Source organism: Paraburkholderia sp. (assembly GCF_004298475.1).
Classification (GTDB): domain Bacteria; phylum Pseudomonadota; class Gammaproteobacteria; order Burkholderiales; family Burkholderiaceae; genus Paraburkholderia; species Paraburkholderia denitrificans.
Map to the genome: position 1 here is coordinate 50,863 of NZ_SCRP01000010.1, position 26,335 is coordinate 77,197.

Annotated in this window: 21 protein-coding genes and 1 tRNA gene; 9 read left to right on the top strand and 13 right to left on the bottom strand. The window is 64.5% G+C overall.

Features of this window, described 5'->3' with window-relative positions; translation table 11 throughout:
- Nucleotides 1–64: 64 nt before the first annotated feature.
- The 4 genes from lon to tig all read right to left on the bottom strand — a co-directional run bounded on the left by lon (nt 65) and on the right by tig (nt 6,349).
- Nucleotides 65–2,497 carry an endopeptidase La gene (gene lon / locus EPN59_RS05590; protein WP_293041826.1) on the bottom strand — a complete coding sequence of 811 codons (2,433 nt, stop codon included), beginning with the start codon at nt 2,495–2,497 and terminating at the stop codon, nt 65–67.
- A gap of 202 nt (nt 2,498–2,699) precedes the next feature.
- Nucleotides 2,700–3,971 carry an ATP-dependent Clp protease ATP-binding subunit ClpX gene (clpX, locus tag EPN59_RS05595; protein WP_293041823.1) on the bottom strand — a complete coding sequence of 424 codons (1,272 nt, stop codon included), beginning with the start codon at nt 3,969–3,971 and terminating at the stop codon, nt 2,700–2,702.
- Nucleotides 3,972–4,187: 216 nt separating this feature from the next.
- Nucleotides 4,188–4,841, bottom strand: a complete 654-nt coding sequence (clpP, locus tag EPN59_RS05600; RefSeq protein WP_293041820.1) for an ATP-dependent Clp endopeptidase proteolytic subunit ClpP — start codon at nt 4,839–4,841, stop codon at nt 4,188–4,190.
- Between the two features lie 161 nt (nt 4,842–5,002).
- Nucleotides 5,003–6,349 (bottom strand): trigger factor, encoded by a 1,347-nt coding sequence (gene tig / locus EPN59_RS05605; protein ID WP_293041817.1) that lies wholly within the window; start codon nt 6,347–6,349, stop codon nt 5,003–5,005.
- A gap of 512 nt (nt 6,350–6,861) precedes the next feature.
- On the opposite strand from tig, the gene EPN59_RS05610 reads away from it, so the two are divergent.
- Nucleotides 6,862–8,010, top strand: coding sequence for a glycerate kinase (locus EPN59_RS05610; protein ID WP_293041814.1), 1,149 nt, complete (start codon nt 6,862–6,864; stop codon nt 8,008–8,010).
- 192 nt (nt 8,011–8,202) lie between these two features.
- On the top strand, nt 8,203–8,643 hold the full coding sequence (locus tag EPN59_RS05615; protein ID WP_293041812.1) for a MarR family transcriptional regulator: 441 nt from the start codon (nt 8,203–8,205) through the stop codon (nt 8,641–8,643).
- A 146-nt stretch (nt 8,644–8,789) separates the two neighbouring features.
- On the opposite strand, the gene EPN59_RS05620 is transcribed toward EPN59_RS05615, so the two are convergent.
- Nucleotides 8,790–8,876, bottom strand: a tRNA-Leu gene (locus EPN59_RS05620).
- Nucleotides 8,877–9,165: 289 nt separating this feature from the next.
- Here EPN59_RS05620 and EPN59_RS05625 point away from each other — a divergent pair.
- Nucleotides 9,166–10,032, top strand: a complete 867-nt coding sequence (locus tag EPN59_RS05625; protein ID WP_293041810.1) for a squalene/phytoene synthase family protein — start codon at nt 9,166–9,168, stop codon at nt 10,030–10,032.
- Between the two features lie 16 nt (nt 10,033–10,048).
- On the opposite strand, the gene EPN59_RS05630 is transcribed toward EPN59_RS05625, so the two are convergent.
- The 3 genes from EPN59_RS05630 to EPN59_RS05640 form a co-directional block, all read right to left on the bottom strand.
- A complete protein-coding gene (locus EPN59_RS05630) occupies nt 10,049–11,266 on the bottom strand; it encodes a DUF1501 domain-containing protein (protein WP_293041807.1) in 1,218 nt (405 codons plus the stop codon).
- Nucleotides 11,263–11,709, bottom strand: a complete 447-nt coding sequence (locus EPN59_RS05635) for a hypothetical protein (protein ID WP_293041804.1) — start codon at nt 11,707–11,709, stop codon at nt 11,263–11,265. Before EPN59_RS05635 ends, EPN59_RS05630 begins: the two co-directional genes overlap by 4 nt.
- Nucleotides 11,710–11,786: 77 nt before the next feature.
- Nucleotides 11,787–12,128, bottom strand: coding sequence for a hypothetical protein (locus EPN59_RS05640; protein ID WP_293041801.1), 342 nt, complete (start codon nt 12,126–12,128; stop codon nt 11,787–11,789).
- A 233-nt stretch (nt 12,129–12,361) separates the two neighbouring features.
- On the opposite strand from EPN59_RS05640, the gene ompR reads away from it, so the two are divergent.
- The 3 genes from ompR to EPN59_RS05655 all read left to right on the top strand — a co-directional run bounded on the left by ompR (nt 12,362) and on the right by EPN59_RS05655 (nt 15,246).
- Entirely contained in the window at nt 12,362–13,087 is a 726-nt protein-coding gene (ompR, locus tag EPN59_RS05645; protein ID WP_035514479.1) for a two-component system response regulator OmpR, read from the top strand.
- 44 nt (nt 13,088–13,131) lie between these two features.
- A complete protein-coding gene (locus EPN59_RS05650) occupies nt 13,132–14,481 on the top strand; it encodes an ATP-binding protein (RefSeq protein WP_293045676.1) in 1,350 nt (449 codons plus the stop codon).
- 216 nt (nt 14,482–14,697) lie between these two features.
- Nucleotides 14,698–15,246: a peroxiredoxin gene (locus tag EPN59_RS05655; RefSeq protein WP_293045679.1), complete on the top strand. Its 549-nt coding sequence runs from the start codon at nt 14,698–14,700 to the stop codon at nt 15,244–15,246.
- Between the two features lie 3 nt (nt 15,247–15,249).
- Here the strand turns inward: EPN59_RS05655 and EPN59_RS05660 are convergent, their stop codons facing one another.
- The 3 genes from EPN59_RS05660 to ispD form a co-directional block, all read right to left on the bottom strand.
- On the bottom strand, nt 15,250–16,401 hold the full coding sequence (locus EPN59_RS05660) for an acyltransferase (RefSeq protein WP_293037459.1): 1,152 nt from the start codon (nt 16,399–16,401) through the stop codon (nt 15,250–15,252).
- Nucleotides 16,402–16,609: 208 nt separating this feature from the next.
- A complete protein-coding gene (gene ispF, locus EPN59_RS05665; RefSeq protein ID WP_293037462.1) occupies nt 16,610–17,089 on the bottom strand; it encodes a 2-C-methyl-D-erythritol 2,4-cyclodiphosphate synthase in 480 nt (159 codons plus the stop codon).
- Between the two features lie 42 nt (nt 17,090–17,131).
- Nucleotides 17,132–17,857: a 2-C-methyl-D-erythritol 4-phosphate cytidylyltransferase gene (gene ispD / locus EPN59_RS05670; RefSeq protein WP_293037465.1), complete on the bottom strand. Its 726-nt coding sequence runs from the start codon at nt 17,855–17,857 to the stop codon at nt 17,132–17,134.
- A gap of 181 nt (nt 17,858–18,038) precedes the next feature.
- Between ispD and mfd the strand changes: the two genes are divergently transcribed.
- From mfd to mscL, 3 genes are all read left to right on the top strand, one after another.
- Nucleotides 18,039–21,506 (top strand): transcription-repair coupling factor, encoded by a 3,468-nt coding sequence (mfd, locus tag EPN59_RS05675; RefSeq protein ID WP_293037468.1) that lies wholly within the window; start codon nt 18,039–18,041, stop codon nt 21,504–21,506.
- A 398-nt stretch (nt 21,507–21,904) separates the two neighbouring features.
- Complete coding sequence (locus tag EPN59_RS05680) at nt 21,905–22,915, top strand: threonine/serine dehydratase (RefSeq protein ID WP_293037474.1); 1,011 nt, start codon at nt 21,905–21,907, stop codon at nt 22,913–22,915.
- A 234-nt stretch (nt 22,916–23,149) separates the two neighbouring features.
- Nucleotides 23,150–23,596, top strand: a complete 447-nt coding sequence (gene mscL, locus EPN59_RS05685; protein ID WP_293037477.1) for a large conductance mechanosensitive channel protein MscL — start codon at nt 23,150–23,152, stop codon at nt 23,594–23,596.
- Between the two features lie 108 nt (nt 23,597–23,704).
- Here the strand turns inward: mscL and EPN59_RS05690 are convergent, their stop codons facing one another.
- Complete coding sequence (locus EPN59_RS05690; RefSeq protein WP_293037480.1) at nt 23,705–25,684, bottom strand: response regulator; 1,980 nt, start codon at nt 25,682–25,684, stop codon at nt 23,705–23,707.
- A 90-nt stretch (nt 25,685–25,774) separates the two neighbouring features.
- On the bottom strand, nt 25,775–26,266 hold the full coding sequence (locus EPN59_RS05695; RefSeq protein WP_293037483.1) for a response regulator: 492 nt from the start codon (nt 26,264–26,266) through the stop codon (nt 25,775–25,777).
- Between the last annotated feature and the right edge of the window lie 69 nt (nt 26,267–26,335).

The following is a 26,335-nucleotide window of genomic DNA, read 5'->3' on the forward strand; positions in this document are numbered from 1 at the left end:
CGGGTTTTCGGTACTTCGCGGGCCGCGCGCAGGACGCGCCGGCCGCCTCATTGCTGCAGCGAACTCAGTGCTTGACCACTTCGGTCGCGCTGGCGTCCGCCGGTTCGGCGACGGGCGCTGCGGCCTTTGCAACGTCCGCCTTCACTTCCTCTTCCGGCAGCGCCTGCGGCACACGTTCGAGCGCCAGTTCGAGCACCTTGTCGATCCAGCGGACCGGCACGATTTCGATCGCGTTCTTCACGTTGTCCGGAATCTCGGAAAGATCCTTCACGTTCTCTTCCGGGATCAGCACGAGCTTGATGCCGCCGCGATGCGCCGCGAGCAGCTTCTCCTTCAGACCGCCGATCGGCAGCACTTCGCCGCGCAGCGTGATCTCGCCCGTCATCGCGACGTTGGCGCGCACCGGAATGCCCGTGAGCACCGACACCAGCGCGGTCGTCATCGCGATACCGGCGGACGGACCGTCCTTCGGCGTCGCGCCTTCCGGCACGTGAATGTGGATGTCCTGCTTCTCGAACGCCTCGTCCTTGATGCCAAGACGCCGCGAGCGCGAGCGCACCACCGAGCGTGCCGCTTCGACCGATTCCTTCATGACGTCGCCGAGCGAACCCGTGCGGATCACGTTGCCCTTGCCGGGCATGACCGCCGCTTCGATCGTCAGCAGATCGCCGCCGACTTCGGTCCACGCAAGGCCCGTGACCTGGCCGATCTGGTTTTCCTTCGCAGCCAGGCCGAAGTCGTACTTGCGCACGCCGAGGAACGTATCGAGATTCGTGCCGTCGACCGTCACCGCGCCCTGCGCCTTCTTCAGCAGAAGCATCTTCACGACCTTGCGGCAGATCTTCGATATTTCGCGCTCGAGCGAACGCACGCCCGCTTCACGCGTGTAATAGCGAATGATGTCGCGGATTGCACCTTCCGCGACCTCGACCTCGCCGGCCTTCAGGCCGTTGTTCTTCTTCTGCTTCGGCAGCAGGTAGCGCTGTGCGATGCTGACCTTCTCGTCTTCCGTGTAACCCGACAGGCGGATGACTTCCATCCGGTCGAGCAGCGGCGGCGGGATGTTCAGCGAGTTCGACGTAGCGACGAACATCACATCGGAGAGGTCGAAATCGACTTCGATGTAGTGATCGGCGAACGTGTGGTTCTGTTCCGGATCGAGGACTTCGAGCAGCGCCGACGACGGATCGCCGCGGAAATCCATGCCCATCTTGTCGACTTCGTCGAGCAGGAAGAGCGGATTGCGCACGCCGACCTTCGTGAGGCTCTGCAGGATCTTGCCCGGCATCGAACCGATATACGTGCGGCGGTGACCGCGAATCTCGGCCTCGTCACGCACGCCGCCGAGCGCCATGCGCACGAACTTGCGATTCGTTGCACGCGCAATCGACTGGCCAAGCGAGGTCTTGCCGACGCCCGGAGGCCCGACGAGGCACAAGATCGGCGCCTTGACCTTGTCCACGCGTTGCTGCACTGCGAGATATTCGAGAATGCGTTCCTTCACCTTCTCGAGGCCGAAGTGGTCTTCGTCGAGCACGGTCTCGGCGTTCGTGAGATCGTTGTTGACCTTGCTCTTCTTGCGCCACGGCAGGCCAATCAGCGTGTCGATGTAGTTGCGCACGACCGTCGCTTCCGCCGACATCGGCGACATCAGCTTGAGCTTCTTCAGCTCGGCGTCGGCCTTCTTCTTGGCTTCCTTGGGCATGCGCGCAGCGGTGATGCGCTTCTCGAGCTCTTCGAGATCCGCGCCCTCTTCGCCTTCGCCCAGTTCCTTCTGGATCGCCTTGACCTGCTCGTTCAGGTAGTACTCGCGCTGGCTCTTCTCCATCTGGCGCTTCACGCGGCCGCGGATACGCTTCTCCACCTGGAGAATGTCGATCTCGGCTTCGAGTTGCGCGAGCAGATGCTCGAGACGCTCCACGACCGGGAACATCTGGAGGATGTGCTGCTTCTGGTCGAGCTTGAGCGGCAGATGGGCCGCGATGGTGTCGGCAAGACGACCCGCTTCGTCGATACCCGACAGCGACGTCAGGATTTCCGGCGGGATCTTCTTGTTCAGCTTTACGTACTGGTCGAATTGCGACACGATCGCGCGGCGCAGCGCTTCGGTTTCGGCGCCGTCGGCATGATCGGGTTCGAGCGGCATCACCTCGCACGAAAACTGCGCTTCCTGCTCTTCGATCGAGAGCGTCTTCGCGCGCTGCAGCCCCTCGACGAGCACTTTCACCGTGCCGTCGGGCAACTTCAGCATCTGCAGGATGTTTGCAACGCATCCCACTTCGTACATGTCTTTTTCGGTCGGCTCATCCTTCGCGGCGGTTTTTTGCGCGACGAGCATGATGTGCTTGCCGCCTTCCATCGCCGCTTCGAGGGCCTTGATCGATTTCGGCCTGCCCACGAAGAGGGGAATCACCATATGCGGGAAAACTACGACGTCTCGCAGCGGCAGCAGCGGGAGCGTGGTGCGTTCCGGCGGGAGGAGTTGGGTTCCTGACATTTCATTTCCCCATGAGTGGAATCAATTCATTCGATAAGTAAGGCCTGCGACAGCGTTTGCAAGCCTCGAGCGTGTGGGAAAAGTTCAGTGACTCCAGAAATAGTGCGCCATCGACCACCAGACAAAACCAGACAAACGAAAAAGCCGTTCATCTCATTGTATGAACGGCTTCTTTCCGGAACTCTTTAGCCGATCACCGCCATTAGTTCGATCCTGCCACCTTCGGCGCGTCTTCGTAGATCAGCAGCGGTTTGCCGTCGCCGTCGATCACGTTGTCGTCGATGATGACCTTGCTCACGCCCTTCATGGCCGGTAGATCGTACATCACGTCGAGCAGCGCCTGCTCGAGGATCGAGCGCAGGCCCCGTGCGCCGGTCTTGCGGCGGATCGCCTTGCGCGCGACCGATTGCAGCGCAGCCGGGCGAATTTCCAGTTCCACGCGCTCCATGTTGAAGAGCTTGTGATACTGCTTGACGAGCGCGTTCTTCGGCTCGACCAGGATCTTCATCAACGCGGCTTCGTCGAGCTTGCCGAGCGTGGCGACCACCGGCAGGCGGCCGATCAGTTCGGGAATCAGACCGAACTTGATCAGGTCTTCCGGCTCCACTTCGCGCAGCACTTCGCCCGCGTCGCGCTCCTGCTTGCTCTTCACGCTCGCGCCAAAACCGATGCCGGTCTTTTCGGTGCGGTCGGTGATGACCTTTTCCAGGCCGTCGAACGCGCCGCCGCAGATGAACAGGATGTTGGTCGTATCGACCTGGATGAAGTCCTGGTTCGGGTGCTTGCGGCCGCCCTGCGGCGGCACCGACGCCATCGTGCCCTCGATCAGCTTGAGGAGCGCCTGCTGCACGCCCTCGCCCGATACGTCGCGGGTGATCGACGGGTTATCCGACTTGCGGCTGATCTTGTCGATTTCGTCGATATAGACGATGCCGCGCTGCGCCTTGTCAACCTCGTAGTTGCAGTTCTGCAGCAGCTTCTGAATGATGTTCTCGACGTCCTCGCCCACGTAGCCGGTTTCGGTCAGCGTGGTGGCGTCGGCGATCACGAACGGCACGTTCAGAAGGCGCGCGAGCGTTTGCGCGAGCAACGTCTTGCCGGAGCCCGTGGGCCCGATCAGCAGGATGTTGCTCTTGGAAAGTTCGACGTCGTCCTTCTTGTCGAGATGCTTCAGGCGCTTGTAGTGGTTGTACACCGCCACGGCGAGAATCTTCTTCGCACGTTCCTGGCCGATCACGTACTGGTCGAGGATGTCGCGAATTTCCTGCGGACCCGGCAGGTCCGAGCGCGACAGCGCGGCGTCGACGCCAGCGCCTGCGGCTTCGTCGCGAATAATCTCGTTGCACAGGTCGATGCATTCATCGCAGATGAACACCGACGGCCCCGCAATCAGTTTCTTTACTTCATGCTGGCTTTTGCCGCAGAACGAGCAATACAACAGCTTCTCGCTGCTGGAACCTTTTTTGTCCGCCATGGATAGATGAGCCTCCGGACACTCTTTTACATGATACGCCGTTTCCCCCGGCCACACCGGGAGGCGGATGAACCGCTTGCTGTGACGGCGTGTGGGCCGCAGGCTGCGAGCGCGTTTTCCGATTATTCCACACGGTTCGCGCGGCAGCGCCAATCCCATTTTCCACGGAGACCGAAGTCTCCGCCGATTGCGGGCGGCGCGCCAGAACGGGCCGGATCAGGGGCGCTTGTGGAGCACCTGGTCGACGAGCCCGTACGCTTGCGCGTCCTCACCGGACATGAAGTTGTCGCGGTCGGTGTCGCGCGCGATGCGCTCGACCGGCTGGCCGGTATGGTGCGCGAGCAGCTGGTTCAGGCGCTCCTTCAGGTACAGGATTTCGCGCGCCTGGATTTCGATATCGGACGCCTGGCCGCGCGCGCCGCCGAGCGGCTGGTGGATCATCACGCGCGAATTCGGCAGCGCGAAGCGCTTGCCCTTCGCACCCGACGCGAGCAGGAACGCGCCCATGCTGGCCGCGAGGCCCATGCAAAGGGTCGAAACGTCCGGCTTGATGAACTGCATCGTGTCGTAGATCGCCATGCCGGCCGAGACAGAACCGCCCGGGCTGTTGATGTACAGGCTGATGTCCTTGTCCGGGTTCTCGCTTTCGAGAAACAGCAGTTGCGCGACAACGAGGTTCGCAGTCTGGTCGTTCACTTCGCCGACCATGAACACCACACGCTCCTTGAGCAGGCGCGAGTAGATGTCGTACGAACGCTCGCCGCGGCCGCTCGTCTCCACGACGATCGGCACGAGCCCGAGCGCTTGCGGTTCGAGATCCCGCGATGCGTGGGAGGTCAACGTATCCAGCGATTGAGCGCGAATGGTCATGCGGTGCATCCTTGTCTGGAAGATCTCTTCTGATTACCCCGTATGGAGGCGGACCCCGCGTAATTCAACCACACTCGCCGAATGGGAAAATTACGCGGACGCAAAAACGGCGTGCTCGCCATCGGAAGCCCCGACAGCCGGCACGCCGCTGCGCGGTCGCCTTAAGCCTGCGCCGTTGCGCTTGCCAGTTCTTCGAAGCTCACGAGCTTGTCCGTCACCCTGGCCTTGTCGAGCACGAAATCCACAACGTTCGATTCGACGACGAAGGCTTCCATTTCGGCGAGACGCTGCTGGTTCGAATAATACCAGCGCACGACTTCCTTCGGGTCTTCGTAACTTTTCGCGAATTCGTCGACTTCGGCGCGGATCTGCTCCGGCTTCGCCTCAAGGCTGTTCGCCTTCACGAGCTCGGCCAGCACGAGGCCCAGCTTGACGCGGCGCTCAGCCTGGTCCTTGAACATCTCGGCCGGAATCGGCGCGTCCTTGGCGTTCGGAACGCCGCGCTGCACGAGGTCCGCGCGCGCCATTTCGACGAGGCGCTGCTGGTCCTGCTCGACGAGTGCGTTCGGCACGTCGAGTTCGGAGATCTTCAGGAGCGCATCCATCACCTGGTTCTTGACGATGGCCTGGGTGCGGCGCTTTGCTTCACGCTCCAGGTTGTCCTTGATCTCGGCGCGCATCTTGACGAGGTCGCCGTCGGCGATGCCGAGCGACTTCGCGAATTCCGCGTCGATCTCCGGCAGGTGCGGCCACTCGATCTTGTGCATCGTGATCGTGAACTTCGCGGTCTTGCCCGCGACGTCCTTGCCGTGATAGTCCGCCGGGAAGCTCAGGTCGAATTCGCGCGACTCGCCTTGCTTCAGGCCGAGCGCAGCCGTTTCGAATTCCGGCAGCATGCGGCCTTCGCCCAGCACGAACGTGAAGCCTTCTGCCGTGCCGCCCGGGAATGCGACGTCGTCGATCTTGCCGACGAAGTCGACCGTCACGCGGTCGCCGCTCTTCGCTGCGGTGTCGGCGCCGCCGTCACCGTGCTCGCCCGCGTCGCCGCGCGCGTGGAAATGCACGCGCTGCTTGCGCAGGATGTCGAGCGTGCGATCGATTTCGGTATCGGCGATCGACGTGGTCGTGCGCTCGATTTCGGCGGTTGCGACGTCACCGATCTTGACTTCGGGATAGACCTCGAAGGTCGCGTCGAACGCGTAGGCGCCTTCAGCGACCTCGGTCTTCGGGGCGAAGCTCGGCTGGCCGGCAACGCGCAGGTTTTCGGCGCGGCTGATGTCGAAGAATTCCTTGCCGATCTTGTCGCTCAGGACTTCGGCTTCGACCTGGCCCGAGTACTGCTGCGTGACCATCTTGAGCGGCACCTTGCCCGGGCGGAAACCCGGCATGCGCACGTTCTTCGCGAGTTGGCGGATGCGCGAATCCACTTCTTTCTGCACGGCATCCTTCGGCAGGGAAATCGTCACGCGGCGTTCGAGCTTGCCGAGGTTTTCAACAACGTTAGCCATGGCTTCAATCGTCCTAAAATTTATTCGAGTGAATCAGTAATCTTTGCTGTGCCGCGGTCCGCCGCCCTATCGGGCACGCTGTGAGGCGACCTATAGCACCGGCAGCACCTGCGCCTCGTTGCGCCGCTTGCAGGTGCTTCTGCGCCTAATGCTGGCAACTCCCGCTGGCAACCCCGCGCCGCCTTTCACACGCACGCGCGACCAAGGCCGCCTGCGCGCTCCGGAACCCGCCCATGCGTGCGCTCTGCTGCACCGCAATGAGCGATTTGCGACGCGGTTCCGTCAAAAGAGCCAAGCATTTTAGCAAACTATTTCCGCCGTCAAATGGATTTGCCGCTCGGTTCATTCTGGGATGGTGATGGAACACGGCATTCACGCACACGCAACCGGCACAATCCACGCCTATCCACGTTAGCGTATGTGGCATATCCAGCCCGCGCGACAGCGCTGTTAAGCTACCCGTCTGGCAGATCCGCCCACCCTATACCAACCCTTGCCAGCATCGAGACACCATGTCTAACCCGTCGTCTGACATTCCCGTCGTCGTCATTGCCCCGGATTCGTTCAAAGGTTCGCTCAGTGCGGACGGCGTAGCCGCCGCAATCGCCGAAGGCATCCGCCGCGCCCGCCCGGACGCGGACATCCGCCTGTGTCCAATGGCCGATGGCGGCGAAGGCACGCTCGACGCGATGCTACTCGCAGGCGGCAAGCGCCATGTAATCAGCGTGCGCGGCGCAGCCGGGCCGATGCGCGACGCCGCGGTCGGCCTGCTGCCGGACGGCAGCGCGATTGTCGAAACCGCCGAAATCGTCGGCATCACCGATCCCGTCGGCATGGGCGTGCCGGTCGCAGCGCGCAGCACAATCGGCATGGGTCAGGCGATTCGCATGCTGCTCGACGAAGGCGTGCGGCGCTTCTACGTCGCGCTCGGCGGCAGCAGTACGAACGATGCGGGTGCGGGTCTGCTCGTCGGCCTCGGACTACAGCTTTTCGACGCAGCAGGCCAACCCGTCGACCCTACACCCGAAGCGCTCGCGCGCGTGGCGCGTGTCGACGTGTCGGGCCTCGATGCGCGGCTCGCCGAGGCGTCGTTCGTCGCCATGTCCGACGTCGACAATCCGCTTACGGGTGAGCATGGTGCAACGGCCGTGTTCGGTCCGCAAAAGGGCGTGACGCCGGAACAGGTCGCGCTGATCGACGCGGCACTCGCGCATTTCGCCGACCTCGTCGAAGCGGCGCTCAACCGTCGTGTGCGCAATGAAGCAGGTTCAGGCGCGGCGGGCGGGCTCGGCTTCGCGCTGCGCATGCTCGGCGCGAGCATCGAACCGGGCGCCGAAGTGGTCGCGCGTCAGATCGGCCTCGATACCGCATTGCGCGGTGCGAACTGGCTCATCACGGGTGAGGGTCGTTCAGACGTGCAAACGTTGCATGGCAAAGCGCCTTTCATTGCTTGCCGTCATGCGCAGGCCGCAGGCGTGCCCGCCACGCTGCTGTCGGGCGCAGTCGATCCCGCCGCGCTGCCTCGCCTGTCAGAACACTTCAGCGGCTGCTTCTCGCCAGCACCCGGACCCATCACGCTGGACGCTGCGATCCGCGATGCGGCGACGCTGCTCACAAACGTTACCGAACAGCTTGCACGCTTGCGTTTCGGCACGCGCTGACGCGCAACTGTCTTCCTCCGCTGTCTTCCTCGTTAAGCGGTTAAAAGATGCGCGCGCCACGTTCTTGCGTGGCGTGTATTTCGCACTACGCGACGTTGACCCGCGAGCCGGTTGCGGCAACAATCACATCACGCGCAGTCGTCTTGCGCACCCCTCACGCATCGCGCATTCCCCCACGCAACCAGGACGATCATGAAGGCAAGCAAAGCCGGACTCGAGCAATATTTGACTTATCGGCTCCATGTCCTGAACAAGCTCTCCGAACGGGGCAGCACCGAACGCTACCAGGCGAAGCTCGGCATCACGCTGCCCGAGGCGCGGCTCATTGGCGCCGTAGGCGCATTCGGCCCGTTCTCTGTGATGGAGCTCGCACGCCATGCGAATCTCGACAAGAGCCAGGCAAGCCGCGCGGCCGAAGCGCTGATGCGCCGCGGCCTCATGCGCCGCGACGCGAGCGAGGAAGATGGCCGCCTCGTACTCGTATCGCTCACGCCGGAAGGACGTGCCCTCTACCGCAAGGTGATGCCGATCGCACGCAAGTGGAATGAGGACTTGTTTTCCTGCCTCGACGACAAAGAACGCGAAATGCTGGGGCGCGCGCTCAACAAGGTTATCGAGGCCTACGAGATTTAGCCGGCTTCATCGCCACGCGGCGTGCGGAAGACAGGGAAAAGAAAAAGGCCGGTGCAGAACCGGCCTCGAATAATTACTGTCTGGATACATGCGGGATGCACGCCGCTCGCGTGTCCCGCGCGCATCCGATATCGAGAAGAAAGAGTTGGTGCGTGAGGCCGGACTCGAACCGGCACACCCTTGCGGGCGTCAGGACCTAAACCTGGTGCGTCTACCAATTTCGCCACTCACGCGAATCTTTTCGCCTGCTCGCAGGGCCACCGAGAGGACCGCTGCGATCTCGCGTGCTTTCACGTCCCGTTCAACCCGTTCAACCGTATGAACCTCGCGTTGCAGACGCTGCCGGGCGGGACGGGCACGATATTCACGTACATACGTTCGAAAGCGCAGGCGCGAAATTCTAACCGATTGCCTGGCGCTTGTCTGCATGCGCACGATGCTAGAATCGCCAGTTTGCCGCCACAGCCCGGGCCGTTGCCCGTTGCCTGCCGCCGCGGCGCACATCCCCACCCCGCAGACACCGTGAACTTCGACGACTACTGCCAGCAAAAGGCGGCTCCGCCCGGATCAGGCACCTACTACGCGCTGCGCCAGGCAAGCGCCGCGCGCCAACCGCTTCTCGCCGCCCTCTTCGCGCTGCGCCGCGAGCTGGAAGAAACCGCGAAGGAAACGAGCGATCCCACCGTCGGACGCACGAAACTCGCGTGGTGGCAAAAGGAACTGGCCGGGCTTGCTGCTGCCGGTAACGGCGCGGGAAGCAGCGAGGGGAACAGCGCGCAGGCCCATCCCGTGACGCAGGCGCTCGCGCACCATCTCGACGATGTCAAGGCGACGTACCCCGCGCTGCAGGCGTTGCTGGCCGGTTACGCGATGGACTTCGATCAGGCGCGCTATCTCGACTTCCCCAACCTTCGGCACTACATGGACGCCGTGGGCGGCACGTTCGCCACGCTCGTCGCACGCGTGAGCGCACGCGATGCGGGCGCCGCCGCGCAATGGGCCGCGCCGCTCGGCAACGCGCTGATGCTCGCGCAGTTCGTGCCGGAAATCGGCAACGATGCGCGCCATGGCCGCATCTACATTCCGATCGACGAACTGCAGCGCTACAACGTCACCGCCGCCGATCTGATGAATCGCCGCTACAGCGACGAATTCACCGAACTCATGAAGTTCCAGACGGCGCGTGCGCGCGAAGCGCTCGCCGCCGCACTCGACGGCATTCCCGCCGCCGAACGGCGCGGTCAGCGTACGCTGCGCTCGCTCGCGGCGCTTTCGCTTGCACTGCTGGAGGAAGTGGAGCGCGAGCGCTTCCAGGTGCTGCATCAGCAGATCGTCCTCACGCCGATCCGCAAGCTCTGGATCGCCTGGCGCGCGGCGCGGCGCGCCTGAAACACGTATCGCCCGATCACGCGCGCAGGATCGGCAGCGGCTGGAAGCGGTCCTGCAGCACGGCCCGTGCATCGAGTCCCCACCACGGCCCCAGCACCGTCGCATAGAGCTGCCGGAAATCGACGCCGGCCGGCAGATTTCCGTCGCCATCGAGCCGCGCCAGTTGCGGCGCCTGGCCGTACAGGCCGCCCGCAACGCGGCCACCGGCCACGAAGTGCGCGCACGCCGTGCCGTGGCCGGTTCCGCGGTCCGGGTTTTCACGCACGCTGCGGCCGAACTCTGCGTACGTGACGATCATCGTGCGATCCCAGCGGCCAAGTTCGATGAGCGCATCGCGCATCGCCACCATGCCCGCAGCGAACTGATGCAGCAGAGCCGCATGCCGGCCCGGCTGGTTCTCATGCGTATCGAAGCCGTTCAGCGTGAGCCGGATCGCCGCGATGCCTTCGCCCCGCACGGGTACGCCATGTGCCGTGTCGCCCAACGCGAGCGCCTGCATCGCCGTCTTGATCGACGTGCCGAACAGCCCCGGTGGAAACACTGTCTTCAGCGCGTACTGCTGCGAGCGCCTCGGACGCAACCGGTCGGCCACCTTGAGGATGTCGCGTTCGACGTCGAGCAGGTGGGCAAGCGTCGGATCGGGCTCATCCAATGACGTCGGCGTGATGAGGCGCGATGCGAGCGCAAGGCGCGCCGGATCCACGAGCGTAATCACGCGCTCGCCGTTCGCGAGCGGGCCCGCCTCCGCACTACCGAGCACGAGTCCATCCGTCGCGAAACCCGTCGGCGCCGGCGCGTTCGCGAATGCGCGCGCGAGCCAGCCGTCGCGCAGGTACTGATCCGGGCGCGACGCGGTGTCCCATATCTCGGTGGAGCGGAAGTGCGACAGATTCGGCTGCGCGTAGCCCACGCCCTGCACGATCGCCAGCCGCCTCGCGCGCCACATCGGCATGAGCGGCGCAAGCGCCGGATGCAGCGCCGTGCGTTCGTCGAGCTGGATCGCCTGATCGTGGCGCACGCCGATGTTCGCGCGATAGCGGTGGTAAAGCGGATCGGCGAACGGCACGACGGTATTGAGTCCGTCGTTGCCGCCCTTGAGTTCGACGAGGATCAACAGATTGTCGTAGCCCGCCGCAAACGGACCTGCCGCGCCGCTTCGCGCGTGGGCCGCGCCCGGCAGCCACAGCGACATTCCCGCCGCAGCGCTCGCCGCCAAAAACTCGCGTCGCTTCATGGTGCGTCCTGCCTCTCGTGGCGGCCGCGCGAACTGCCCTGCTCCCTCATTCGACTGTTCATTTCAATTGGTGCTTCAGGTCCATCAGCAGTGCTTCGAGATGCGCTCGCCGTGGTTGCGGGCGCGAATGCATTGACGGGTTCTTTCGGCCGCGCGATGCGCTTCGCTTGCGCCCGCGACGCCAGTGCGCGCACATCATCCGTGTTCGCGTCCAACGGTGCAAGCCGTTCGTTTGAAACCGAAGTAATCGTCGCGCATGCGTGCGCATACATTCGATCGTACAAATCGTACTGATCGGCAAACGATTGCACCTGAGCAGCATCAAACACGAACCGCTTTATCGCGTCACACGCGAAACAATGAGAAAACCCACGTACGTTGAATATCGCGGCCCGGCAAATGATCCGCAATGGATGTTGATTACGCAATCGCCAGGTAATCACCAGGTACGCGCCAGGCAATTGCGATTAAATCGATCGAGCGTGCGCCGTGAACAACGCTGTCTCGCGCGGCAATGCCCTCAGCGTTTGTAAAGCTCGCGCACCGCGTCTTCGATGTGCTGGCGCAGCAGGCGGCGCTCTTCAGGTGTCATGTGGCCGTCGCGGCGCCGCTGGTCGAGGTCGGGCGGAACACCGGGCGTGTGCGAGTTCGGATCGGAGGCGGAATGATCGGGCGGATCGCTGCGGAAGCGGTGCGCAGGCGGCTTGTAGCCCACGGGATGCGAGAACGTGTGCGAGCCGTCATGCCGGTTGATGGAGGGCTCGGCGCCGGCCGAGGCCGGATCCAATGCGGCCACGATGCCACCGGCCAGCGCCAGTGTAATCATAGTATGGCGCATTGTCGGCCTGACCCCTCCCTTCATTCTGTTCCCTTCGTCACGCGGCAAACAGCTACCTTGAATCCGTGCAAACCCGCGTCGGTGCGAGCGGCAATTTAAAGTCGGATGAAGTATCTACCGAACCGCCGCATTCCGTAAAGCAGTCTATCCGTCAGCTCTTGATGCCGTGGCACACCACGGGTAAATTTTGTAACTGACTGTAACCCCTTAATTGGTGCAAACTCGCACTACAGTCCAATCGCGATAAGATGCCTGCCATGGAAACCAAGAACCCCTCGAAAATCCTGGTTGTCGACGACGACCCGCGCCTGCGTGATTTGCTGCGGCGTTATCTCGGCGAGCAGGGTTTCAATGTCTACGTTGCTGAAAACGCACCCGCCATGAACAAGCTGTGGGTGCGCGAACGTTTCGATCTGCTCGTGCTCGACCTCATGCTGCCGGGCGAAGACGGCCTGTCGATCTGCCGCCGCCTGCGCGGCAGCAACGACCGCACGCCCATCATCATGCTCACGGCAAAGGGCGAGGATGTGGATCGCATCGTCGGCCTGGAAATGGGCGCCGACGATTATCTGCCGAAGCCTTTCAATCCGCGCGAACTGGTCGCGCGCATTCACGCGGTGCTGCGCCGCCAGGCGCCTTCGGAATTGCCGGGTGCACCGTCGGAAACCACCGAGGTCTTCGAATTCGGCGAATTCGCGCTGAACCTCGCCACGCGCACGCTGACGAAAGCCGGCCAGGAAATTCCGCTCACCACGGGCGAGTTCTCGGTGCTGAAGGTTTTCGCGCGCCATCCACGTCAACCGCTCTCGCGCGAAAAGCTCATGGAGCTGGCGCGCGGTCGCGAATACGAAGTGTTCGACCGCAGTCTCGATGTGCAGATTTCGCGTCTGCGCAAGCTGATCGAGCCGGATCCGGGCAGCCCGCGCTTCATCCAGACGGTCTGGGGCCTTGGCTACGTATTCATTCCGGACGGCGCAGCCTGAACCGGCTGGGCGTCTGCAATTCCTCTGTCTGACAGGAAGGTCCCATGCGGATTGACCGGCGTCTGCTGACGCTCGCGTTCGGCGACCTGTTCTGGCGCACCTTCCTGCTGATCGCACTGCTGATTGCGGTCAGTCTTGCAGCGTGGTTCCAGAGCTTTCGCGTGATCGAGCGTGAACCGCGCGCGCAGCGCGTGGCGCTGCAGCTCGTCGCGGTCGTGAAGCTCACGCGCACCGCGCTGCTCTATTCCGATCCCGACCTGCGCCGCGCGCTGCTCCAGGACCTGGAGAGCAACGAAGGCGTGCGCGTCTATCCGCGCGAAGCGACGGACAAATACAAGCTCCAGCCCGACGAATCGCTGAACCGGCTGATCGAGCACGACATTCGCGGGCGCCTTGGCGACGACACCGTCATCGCCCAGTCGGTCAACGACATTCCGGGCGTGTGGATCAGCTTCAAGATCGACGACGACGATTACTGGGTCGCGCTCGACCGCGATCAGCTCGACAACGTCACCGGGCTGCAATGGGTCGGATGGGGCGTGTCCGCGCTGGCGCTTTCGCTCTTCGGCGCGGCATTCATCACGAGTCTGGTGAACCGCCCGTTCGCGCGGCTCGCGATGTCGGCACGCATGGTGGGCTCCGGGCAGTCGCCCGCGCCGCTGCCCGAGAGCGGCATGGGCGTGGCCGCCGAAACCAACCGAAGCTTCAACCAGATGGTGCGCGATCTCGAACAGCTGGAAGCGGATCGCGCGCTGATGCTGGCGGGCATCTCGCACGATCTGCGCACGCCGCTCGCGCGGCTGCGGCTGGAGACGGAGATGAGTCCGTCCGACCAGGCGACCAAGGATGCGATGATCGACGACATCGAGCAGATGGACCTGATCATCGGCCGTTTCCTCGACTATGCCCGTCCGGTGCAGCGCATGACCGAACGCGTCGACCTCTCGGTGATCGCGGGCGAAATGGCTGCGCGCATGGCGAGCGAAGACGGCGTGCGGCTCATCACGCGCCTCGCGCCGTCCGCCATGATCGAAGCCGACGACACCGACATGCGCCGCGTCCTCGGCAACCTGATCGAAAACGCCCGCAAATACGGCGCAAGCGATTCGGATGGCATTCCGCACATCATGCTCGAAACGCGCGTCTCGCATTCGCGCGTGGAGCTGTCGGTCGTCGATGAAGGACCTGGCATTCCCGAAGACCAGATCGCACTCGTGACGCGCCCGTTCTATCGCGTCAACAGCGCCCGTACCCAGGCCAACGGCACCGGCCTCGGCATGGCGATCGTGCAGCGGCTCGTGGGCCGCTATCGCGGCGCGCTGCGCCTGCGCAACCGCCTGCCCGGCCCCGGGCTCGAGGTGACGATCGAGTTTCCGCTCGCCAAGGGCGTGTAAGCGGCACAACAAGCCGCACAACAATCGGTGCAACAAGCGGCATAACACACGGCACAGCGAGCGGCACAGAGCACTTCGCCGCACCCGGCCATATCAGCAGCTTCCCTCTCGCCCGCGCAACGCCTGCGGCACATCGACATCGTCGTGCCGCGCGAGCGCTGCGGCTGTCACAATCGTCTTGATCAAGCCGATCACTCTCTCACCTGGAGCGGCAGCATGAAGACAGTGGGCGACAAACTCGAAGCCTTCTCCGTCACCGCGGCGAAGCCCGGATTCAACCAGCCGGAAGAAAACGGCGAGTCGGCGTTTCTTGACATTACCGAGCGGACGTTCTCGTCGAAATGGAAAATCATCTACTTCTATCCGAAGGACTTCACGCTCGTCTGCCCGACCGAGATCGTCGGCTTCGCGCGGCTGCAAAAAGCGTTCGAGGACCGCGAAGCCGTACTGATGGGCGGCAGCTGCGACAACGAATACGTCAAGCTCGCGTGGCGCCGCGAAAATGCGGAACTCGACCGCCTGAACCATTATTCGTTCGGCGACGTGAAAGGTGAGTTGATCGACCAGCTCGGCGTGCGCGACCAGGAGCAAGGCGTGGCGCTGCGCGCCACCTTCATCGTCGATCCGGACAACGTGATCCAGCACGTGAGCGTCGACCATCTGAACATCGGGCGCAATCCCGACGAAATCCTGCGCGTGCTCGACGCCCTGCAAACCGGCGAGCTATGCCCGAGCGGCCGGCCCATCGGCGGCGCGACGCTTTAGACCCTATGCACGCAAGCGCGCCGACTCTGCCTCGGCATGCACCGGCAGCCACTGATCGATCGCGGTCTGGAGCACGCGCTTTCTCTCCAGCACCCGCTTTTCGAGCAGTTGCCACGACAGCAGCGCAAGCACGAACGCCAGTGCGAACTGCAGCACGAGCGGCAGGATGGCATCGGCGGCAGGCGGCAAGCCGAGCCTCGTGTAGAGCGCGGGATCTTCGCCCAGTTTCGACGGCACAAGATTGTGAAAGAGATAGAAGCCGTAGCTAATGGTGCCGAGATAAGCCAGCGGACGCGCGTCGAGCGCGGCGACGAGCGCATTGCCCTGGCTGCGCACGATCCACACGAACACGGCACATAACGAGAGCGCAAGGCCGATATCGAGCAGTCCCGGCAGCACGGCATGCTGCTGTGCGACGCACGCTGCGCAATCCGCGCGGCCCACCGCGAATGCGGCGAGACTCGCAAAGCCGGCTGCGAGCCACCATGCGCTCACACTGCCGTTCGCCGAGGGCACGCGCGCCCCGGCAATCGCCACCGCGCCGCCGAGCGCAATCAACGCGAAATTCCACGGCGAGAATGCATAGACGAGCGGTGCGCTCGCCCCATGCAGATACAGCCCGAGATGGATCAGCGCGGCGCAGCCAATCGCCGCCGCGCAAATCGCGAGATGGCGGGACGCACGCGAGAACAGCAGCGCGAACGGCGCCGCGAGATAGAACTGCTGCTCGACCGCGAGACTCCAGAAATGCGAAACGGTGCCCGGCCATTTGTCGTGAACCACGCCGATCCAGTAATTGGAAAGGAATGCGAAATGCCATGCGAGACCCAGCTCGACCTCGCGCTGATAGAACAGTGCATGCGCGATGGTCAGCGCGATCAGCAGCAGATAGTAGACCGGCACGATGCGCAGCGTGCGCTTGATGAAGAACACGTAGAGCACGGCGTCTCTGCGCGCCGTGTGCTGCTCGATGCGCAGACGGTTGCGATGCAGTTCGCCGACGATCAGATAACCGCTGATCAGAAAGAATAGCCACACGCCGAGCTTGCCCACGTCGACTGCCTCGACGTGGGCCTTGTGCGCGAGAAACACGAGCACCACTGCAAGCGCCCGCAGGCCGTCAAGGCCTTTCACATGCTTTTCGTTCGCCGTCATTGCCCTTCCCGAGTCTCGACAAGAACCCAGTATCGGCAGAAATAAACAGAAATTTATCGGCAAGAAAAACACGGGCGATGATTGCAGATGCAATCATCGCCCGTTCGCGGGTGCAGGTACGCGGCTTGCGCCGCATCGGCCGCAATTTGCTTTACGAACTGCTTAACGCGCCGCCCTACGTACCGCTCTACGTACCGCTTTATGTACCTTAAGCGCGCGTGAGCAGCACGGCGGCTTGCGCTTCGATGCCCTCGCCCCGGCCCAGATAGCCGAGTTTTTCGTTGGTCTTGGCCTTCACGTTCACGCGATCGAGCGGCAGCTTCAGATCTTGCGCGATATTCGCGCGCATGGCTTCGATGTGCGGCGCGAGCTTCGGCGCCTGCGCGATGACCGTGCTGTCGACGTTAACGAGCGCAAAACCCGCCTCCTCGACGCGGCGCAGGCACTCGCGCAGCAGCACGCGGCTATTGGCCCCGTAAAAGGTCTTGTCGGTGTCGGGAAAATGGCGGCCGATGTCGCCGAGCGCGGCCGCGCCGAACAGCGCGTCGGTGATCGCGTGCAGGAGCACGTCGGCATCCGAGTGGCCGAGCAGCCCGCGCTCGTACGGCACCGTCACGCCGCCGATAACGAGCGGGCGTCCGGGCACGAGCGCATGCACGTCGTAGCCTTGTCCGATTCTGATGTCCATGGGAGATTTCCGGGTTGGGTTGTCGGGCGCGCGATGCAACGCTCAGGCCGCAGGCGGCTGGCTGAGAATCGCTTCGGCAAGCGCGAAGTCTTCGGGGTACGTCACCTTGAAGTTGCGCAGGCTGCCCTGCACGAGACGCGGCGAATGGCCGAGCCATTCGATTGCGCTCGCCTCGTCGGTGAGGTCGTGGCCTTCCTGCTGCGCGCGCTCGATGGCCGTGCGCAGCATGCCGATGCGGAACATCTGCGGCGTCTGCGCCTGCCAGAGTCCGTCGCGCGCTTCGGTGCGGGCGATGCGCGGCGCGGGGCCGCCCGCTTCTTCGTCCGATGCCACGCGCTTGAGCGTGTCGGCGACCGGCAGCGCCATGATGCCGCCCACGTCGTCGTCCTTCAACGCATCGACGAGCGAGCGGATCAGCGCGGGCGTGATGCCGGGGCGCGCCGCGTCGTGCACGAGCACCCAGTCGTCGTCGCGCGCGCCGAACTCGGTCAGCGCGGCAAGACCGTTGAAGACCGACGCCTGGCGGGAGGCTCCGCCGCAGCGGCGCACGGCGAAGCGCAGGCCGCCGAAACGGCGCGCGTCGAAGTAGCCGTCGTCAGGCGCGATCACGACGAGCGTCTGTGCGAATTCGCCGCAGGCGTCGAACGCGGCAAGCGTATAGTGCAGGAGGTCGCGGCCGGCGACCATTCGATACTGCTTCGGCATGGCCGAGCCGGAGCGGCTGCCGGTACCGGCGCATGGGATCAGGGCAAACAGGCGTGGGGTCACGGTGGTGCAATCGGCATGGGTCAAATTAAAGGACGGATTTTATAATAGGTCCTTTGCCCGCACGGCCAACGCCCGCAAAAGTCCGAAAAACCACGCGCAAGCCTGCAACAGCGCGGTTGCGCGCCCCGAGGCTGTCACCGGCACTCACGTCCGGGCCGCTGTAGACGTTACCCTGTTGCCTATGTCCGATATCGCCGCTTCGTCGCAGTCTCCGTCCCCCGTCGCACTCGTCAAGCCGGGCCAGCGCTATGCCTTCGACGGCACGCACGGCTCGTCCGATGCGCTCCTGATCGCCCGGTACCGCGAAGCGTCGCGCACGAGCGCCCCGCTCGTCGCCGTGATCTGCGCCAGCGCCGTCGACGCGCAGCGGCTCGCCCAGGAAATCCCGTTCTTCGCACCCGAGGCGCGCGTGCGCCTCCTGCCCGACTGGGAGACGCTGCCTTACGACACGTTTTCGCCGCACCAGGATCTCGTCTCCGAGCGGCTCGCCACGCTGCACGATCTCGGCGAAGGCCGCTGTGACATCCTGCTCGTCCCGGCCACGACCGCGCTCTACCGCATGCCCCCGGCGTCGTTCCTCGCGGGCTATACGTTCTCGTTCGCGCAGGGCGAGCGGCTCGACGAGGCCAGGCTCAAATCGCAATTGACGCTGGCCGGCTACGAGCACGTGAGCCAGGTCGTGCGCCCCGGCGAATACTGCGTGCGCGGCTCGCTGATCGACCTGTTCCCGATGGGCTCGACGCTCCCGTACCGTCTCGACCTGTTCGACGACCAGGTCGATTCGATCCGCGCCTTCGATCCGGACAGCCAGCGCAGCCTCTATCCGGTGAAGGACGTGCGGATGCTGCCGGGCCGCGAGTTCCCGTTCGACGAGGCCTCGCGCACCGCATTTCGCAGCCGCTGGCGCGAGGTGTTCGAAGGCGACCCGAGCCGCGCGACGATCTACAAGGACATCGGCAACGGTGTGCCGTCGGCGGGCATCGAGTATTACCTGCCGCTCTTCTTCGAAGAGACCGCAACGCTGTTCCACTATCTGCCCGCCAACGCGCAGCTCGTGTTTTCGGGCGATCTGGACACGTCGATCCGCCGCTTCTGCGCCGACACGAAGCAGCGCTACAACTTCCTGTCGCACGACCGCGAGCGGCCGATTCTGGAGCCGCAGCGCCTCTTCCTCACGGAAGACGATTTCTTCACGCTCGCCAAGCCGTTCGCGCGCCTCGCGCTGCCGGCGGCCAGTTCGGGCGGCTGGGCAAACGCGCTGCCGAACCTTGCGATCAATCGCCACGCAGACGATCCGCTCGCCGCGCTGCGCGGCTATCTCGACACGACGAAAAACCGCGTGCTGTTCGCGGTGGAATCCGCGGGCCGCCGCGAGACGATCGCGCAACTGCTCGCGGAGAACCGTCTGCGGCCTGCCTCGGCGGACAGCTTCGAGGATTGGCTCACCTCCGAAGAGCGCTTCGTGCTGGGCGTCGCGCCGCTCTCGACCGGCTTCGCGCTGGCGAACGAAGGGCTCGCCATCGTCACTGAATCCGAGTTGTACGGGCCGCTCGCGCGCCGCGCCGGACGTCGTCGCCAGGAACAGGCGAGCAACGTCGATTCGATGGTGCGCGACCTGTCCGAGCTGAAGGTAGGCGATCCGGTCGTGCACGCGCAGCACGGCATCGGCCGCTATCACGGTCTCGTGACGATGGATCTCGGCGAAGGCGATACGGAATTCCTGCACCTCGAATACGCGAGCAGCAGCAAGCTTTATGTGCCCGTGTCGCAACTGCACGTGATTTCGCGCTACAGCGGCGCCGATCCGGATAACGCGCCGCTGCACGCACTGGGCTCGGGCCAGTGGGAAAAGGCGCGCCGCAAGGCTGCGCAGCAGATCCGCGACACCGCCGCCGAACTGCTGAACCTCTACGCGCGGCGCGCCGCGCGCGAGGGCCACGCGTTCAAGCTCGAACCGCGCGACTACGTGAAGTTCGCCGAGAGCTTCGGCTTCGAGGAAACGCCCGATCAGGCGGCGGCCATCGCGGCCGTGATCGGCGACATGACGAGCGGCAAGCCGATGGACCGCCTCGTGTGCGGCGACGTGGGCTTCGGCAAGACCGAGGTGGCGCTGCGCGCGGCCTTCATCGCCGTGATGGGCGGCAAGCAGGTGGCGATCCTCTCGCCCACCACGCTGCTCGCCGAGCAGCACACCCAGACCTTCACCGACCGCTTCGCCGACTGGCCCGTACGCATCGCCGAGCTTTCGCGCTTCAAGACCGGCAAGGAAGTGAACACGGCGATCCAGCAGATCAACGACGGCAGCGTCGACGTCGTGATCGGCACGCACAAGCTGCTTTCGTCGGACGTGCAGTTCAAGCGGCTCGGGCTCGTGATCATCGACGAGGAACACCGCTTCGGCGTGCGCCAGAAGGAAGCGCTGAAGGCGCTGCGCGCGGAAGTCGACGTGCTCACGCTGACCGCGACGCCGATCCCGCGCACGCTCGGCATGGCGCTCGAAGGACTGCGCGATTTTTCCGTGATCGCCACGGCGCCGCAAAAGCGGCTCGCGATCAAGACCTTCGTGCGCCGCGAGGAAGACAGCGTGATTCGCGAAGCCATGCTGCGCGAACTGAAGCGCGGCGGCCAGGTTTATTTCCTGCACAACGAAGTCGAGACGATCGAGAACCGCCGCGCGATGCTCGAAGCACTCGTGCCCGAGGCGCGCATCACGGTCGCGCACGGCCAGATGCACGAGCGCGAACTCGAAGCGGTCATGCGCGACTTCGTGGCCCAGCGCGCGAACGTGCTGCTGTGCACGACGATCATCGAGACCGGCATCGACGTGCCGACCTCGAACACCATCCTGATCCACCGCTCCGACAAGTTCGGCCTCGCGCAATTGCACCAGTTGCGCGGGCGCGTGGGCCGCTCGCATCACCAGGCGTATGCCTACCTCCTCGTGCACGATCCGCAGGGCCTCACGAAACAGGCGCAGCGGCGTCTCGAAGCGATCCAGCAGATGGAGGAACTCGGCTCGGGTTTCTATCTCGCGATGCACGACCTCGAAATTCGCGGCACCGGCGAAGTGCTCGGCGACAAACAGTCGGGCGAGATTCAGGAAATCGGCTTCCAGCTTTACACCGACATGCTCAACGACGCGGTGAAGGCGCTCAAGGAAGGCCGCGAACCGGATCTGACCGCGCCGCTCGCCGCGACGACCGAAATCAACCTGCACGCGCCCGCCATCCTGCCCGCCGACTATTGCGGCGACGTGCAGGAGCGCCTGTCGCTCTACAAGCGGCTCGCGAACTGCGAACACGACGACTCCATCGACGGCATCCAGGAAGAGCTGATCGACCGCTTCGGCAAAATGCCGCCGCAGGCGCACGCGCTCATCGAAACGCACCGGCTGCGGCTTGCCGCGAAGCCGCTCGGCATCACGAAGATCGACGCGGGCGAGGCGGTGATCGGCCTGCAGTTCGTGCCGAACCCGCCCATCGACGCGATGCGGATCATCGAAATGGTGCAGAAGCACAAGCACATCAAGCTCGCGGGGCAGGACAAGCTGCGCATCGAAACGCGCAGCCCGGATCTCGCGGTGCGCGTGGCGACGGTCAAGGAAACGCTGCGCGCGCTCGGCGCGCCCGCGCGGGCGGCGGCGCGCTAGAACGCAGGCGAAGCGCGTCTCTACCCGCACCATCCGCACTACCCGCGCTGCGCGCGCGGGTGGCTCGCGGGTGGCTTTGTGTGCGCCGCACAAACCCGCTCGCGCGAATCGTCCGGTTATTTGCAGCAGCACAGAACCGTGCGCGTTCGCGGCTTTGGCCCGAACGATCTTTTTAGGTAAGATTGACATCACCAGCCCGCTGGAGTCACGTCATGTCCGTCGCCGCCGAATCGGCGCAAGCCCCGCAGCACCCCCTTCCTTCCGCGGCTTTTTTCGCTGTTTCATCCATCTCGCCCGCCCCACTCGCCCTACGCGAACGCTGCCTGCGCAAGCGCTTGCCCGGCCTGTCCCGCGAAGCGCAGCCGCAGTAACGCGGCGCCCACCACTCCTCACGCACCATGTCCACAGGCATACCGCTACCGACCGATCGCACGATCGACGGCGAAGCAATCCCCTCACTCGACGACATCGCCTCGCAGCACTTCACGCTTACGCCGTGGGTGCTGCGCACGCCGGTGTTCGACCGCCACGACTTTTTTTTGCTGGAAGGCACGCTGATCAACTTCAAGTTCGAGCTGCTGCAGGCCAGCGGCAGCTTCAAGGTGCGCGGCGCGTTCACGCATCTGCTCGCGCTCGACGCCACGCAGCGCAGCGCGGGCGTCACCTGCGTCTCGGGCGGCAATCACGCGATTGCCGTGTCGTATGCGGCGATGCGGCTCGGCATCAGCGCGAAGGTCGTGCTGTTTCGCACCGCGAGCGCCGCGCGCATCGCGCAATGCCGGCGCTTCGGCGCCGAAATCCTGGTGGCGAACAGCAGCGCTGAAGCCTTCGACATCGTGCGGCGCGTGGAAGCCGAGGAAGGCCGCTATTTCGTGCATCCGTTCAACGGCTACCGCACGGTGCTCGGCACGGCGACGCTCGGCTACGAATGGGCGACCCAGGCGCCCGATCTCGACGCCGTGATCCTGCCGATCGGCGGCGGCGGTCTCGCTGCGGGCGTCTCGCTCGCGCTGCGGCTCGCCAATCCGCGCGTGCACATCTACGGCGTCGAGCCCGAAACCGCCGACGCGATGAGCCGCAGCTTCGCCGCGAACCACACGGTGCACATCAGCCACATGCATTCGATCGCGGACTCGCTGATGGCGCCGCACACCGAGCAGTACAGCTACGAGCTGTGCCGCCGTCACGTCGACCGCATCGTCACGGTCTCCGACGACGACCTGCGCGCCTCGATGCGCGTGCTCTTCGACGAACTGAAGCTCGCGGTCGAGCCCGCATGCGCGACGGCCACGGCGGGCCTGCTCGGCCCGTTGCGCGACACGGTACGAGGTAAGCGCGTCGGCATCCTGCTGTGCGGAACCAACACCGACCCGGCGACCCTCAGCGGCCATCTGGCGCGGGCGACTTGAGGGGAATCGAGGGGAATCGAGCGGTCTTGCGACGCACGCGTCCAGTCGGGACGCATAGGCGCGCTCAGGACGCAAAGGCGCACACCGAACGCAAAGGCGCACTTAACGCATATAAATCTGATGCACAAGCAGTGAAAGGCCAGGCATTGTCAAATATCTATCGCATTAGGGGCGCGTTCGCTATCATTGCGCATTGAACCGCCGTGTTCCGTCCCTTCCCCGGAGAGCCTGCCCATGAGCATCATCAAAGAATTCAAGGAATTCGCCGTCAAAGGCAATGTCATGGATCTTGCCGTCGGCGTGATCATCGGCGGTGCATTCTCGAATATCGTCAATTCGGTCGTGAAGGATCTCATCATGCCGGTCATCGGCGTGGTCACCGGCGGCCTCGACTTCTCGAACAAGTTCATCCGGCTCGGCGACATTCCCGCGAGCTACAAGGGCAATCCGGATTCGTACAAGGATCTGCAGACGGCAGGCGTGGCCGTCTTCGGCTTCGGCTCGTTCATCACCGTGCTGATCAACTTCATCATCCTCGCGTTCATCATTTTTCTGATGGTGAAGTTCATCAACAAGCTGCGCAGGCCAGACGAAGCCGCGCCCGCCGAGCCGCCGCCCACGCCCGAGGACGTGCTGCTGCTGCGCGAGATCCGCGATTCGCTGAAGAACAGTCCGCGCTGAAGCCGTCCGGAGACGGCCGCCAAAAAAACCGTGCAGGCGTCACGCCGCACGGTTTTTTTGTTGCGCTCGCCACAAGATGCGACGCACCGCCGGCGCATTGCGACGAATTCAGGACTCGGGAGGCGCCATCACGCGCGTCGCATTCGTCTGCTCGATCAGGCGTTCAAGCTGATCGAAGTTGACCGGCTTCGTGAGATGCGCCGTGAAACCTGCATCGAGGCAGCGCCGCACGTCGTCGTCGGTGCCGAAGCCCGTGAGCGCAATCGCAGGCGCGTCTGAAATCTGGCGGAACGCGTGGATGAAGTCGACGCCCGTGCCGTCCGGCAGGCCGATGTCGCTCACGACGAGATCGAAGCGCGTGCGGCTCGCGAACGCCAGCGCGTCGGCCACGCTCCCCGCCACGGCCACCGCGTGCCCGAGTCCGCGGATCAGTTGCGACATCACTTCGGCCGTGTCCTCGTGGTCTTCGATCAGCAGCACGTTGAGCACGCCCGCCTGTTGCGGCCCGGTCTGACGCGCCGGGGCCGCCACTTCGGGCTCCGGCATCGCGCTCGGCAGCACGATCGTAAATGTCGCCCCGCAATGCGCGCCTGGACTTCTTGCGGCCACGGTGCCGCCGTGCGCCTCGGTCAGCGCCTTCGTCACCGCGAGCCCGAGCCCGAGACCGCCGAACTGCCGCGTCATGTTGTGGCTACCCTGCTCGAACGCACGAAAGAGCTTGCCGATCTGCTCGGCCGCGATGCCGATGCCCGTATCCTCCACTTCGATCTGAACGTGCGTGCGCTCGTCGCGCGTGCGCACGTAGATATGGCCGCCGTCCGGCGTGAACTTCGCCGCATTGCGCACGAGATTCCAGAACATCTGCTGCAGCCGGGCACGGTCGCCGCGCACGTAGTGGTGGCATGCGCGCAGATCGACGTGCACGTCCTGCTGCTTCACCTGGATCTCGCTGTGAAAGAGTTCCAGCACGGCGTCGATCACTTCGTGCACGTTGACCGTGTCGAGCGCGAGGCTCAGCTTGCCGTTCGCCACGCGGGTGAGGTCGAGCAGATCGTCGATCAGGCGCGCTTCGAGTTCGATGTTGCGGCGGATCATCAGCACGCCGGCGCGCGCGGCCTCCGGCAACGCATCGATCTGTTCGAGCAGCCGCGTGCCGGCCAGCACCGGCGTAAGCGGCGTGCGCAGTTCGTGCGAAAGCATGGCGAGAAAGCGATCCTTCGCGCGGTTCGCCTCCTCCGCGTTCTGGCGCGCCGCCTGCTCGGAGGCGAGCAAACGCTCGCGATCTTCCGCCGATTCGCGCTGCGCGTGCACATCGGTGCAACTGCCGAACCATTTGTTCACGCCGCCGCGCGGATCGCGCATCGCCACGATGCGCACGTCGAACCAGCGGTACGCGCCGTCGTGACGGCGAATGCGCAGCTCGTGCCGGTAGTCGGTCGCACCGCTGCCCACGGCCTTCTGCCACGTGAGGCGGATTTCTTCGCGGTCCTCGGGATGGACGGCGTCGAGCCATTCGAGCGCGGGCGACTGACGCGTATCGAACCCGGTGTATTCGAGCCACTGTTTCGAGAGGAAGTCACAGGTGCCGTCGGCGCGGCAGGTGAGCACGAGGTGCGGCAGCGCCTCTGAGAGCGTGCGGTAGTGCTCCTCGCGGTCGCGCAGCAGCAGCGATTCGTCCGAGGCGCGCTGCAGGGCGACCTGCGCCAGCACACGGGCGACCGCCTCGGGCAGATAGTCGAGATAGTCGCCGGATTTCGGCACGACATCCGAGACGCCCGCGCGCAGCGCTGCGATGACGCGCGACTCGTCGGTAAAGCCGGTCACGAGGATCGCCGGCACACGCACGTTCTGCGCGCGCAGACGGCGGAAAAAATCGAGTCCGGTCTCCGCGCCGTCGAGCTGATAATCGAGCACGAGCACGTCGGGTGTGCGCGAGGTGAGCAGCGCGCTCGCCTCGCCCACGCTCGTGCAGGTGTCGACGCGCGCGCCCGCGCGTGCAAGCGACTTGCGGGCAAGCCGCAGGATGCCGTCGTCGTCGTCGACGACCAGCACATGCGCGCCTGCCAACAGGGTTCCGTCGTCATTCATGCGCGAAGCGTGCCTCCTGGCCACGGTGTGCATTACGGGATGATCGGAGTGAGTGCGATACGCTTCACCCGCGCGCTTCAGGGGCGCACATCACGGGCGCGCAAACCGGTGCGCGGCCGGCAGCTTCACGACCTGCAGGAAAAACCCGAGCCGCCGCACAGCTTCGATGAAAGCGTCGTATTCGACCGGCTTCGTGATGTACACGTTACAGCCCAGTTCGTAGCAGCGCTCGATTTCCCGCGGATCGTCGGTCGTGGTCAGCACGATCACCGGCACGGAAGCCGTGGCCGGATCGGCCTTTAGACGGCGCAGCACTTCGAAACCGTCGACGCGCGGCATGCGCAGGTCCAGCAACACGACGAAATTCGCGAGATCGTCGCGCGATGGAACGCCGGGCACGCCGGACGCGCCGCCCGCTTCGGCGCCGGGCGCCCCGAAGAAGTAATCGAGCGCCTGCTGACCGTCCGAAAAGCGCACGAAGCCGTTCGAGACGCCGGAGCGCCGCAAATTGCGCTCGACGAGCGTCGCATGGCCGTCGTCGTCCTCGATCAACACGATGCTGACCCGTTCCCCGTCTGTCATGTCATGCCTCCAACGGATACCGGCATTCGATCGCGCACACCGGGTACGCCCCGCTTCTTTACCGCTGCT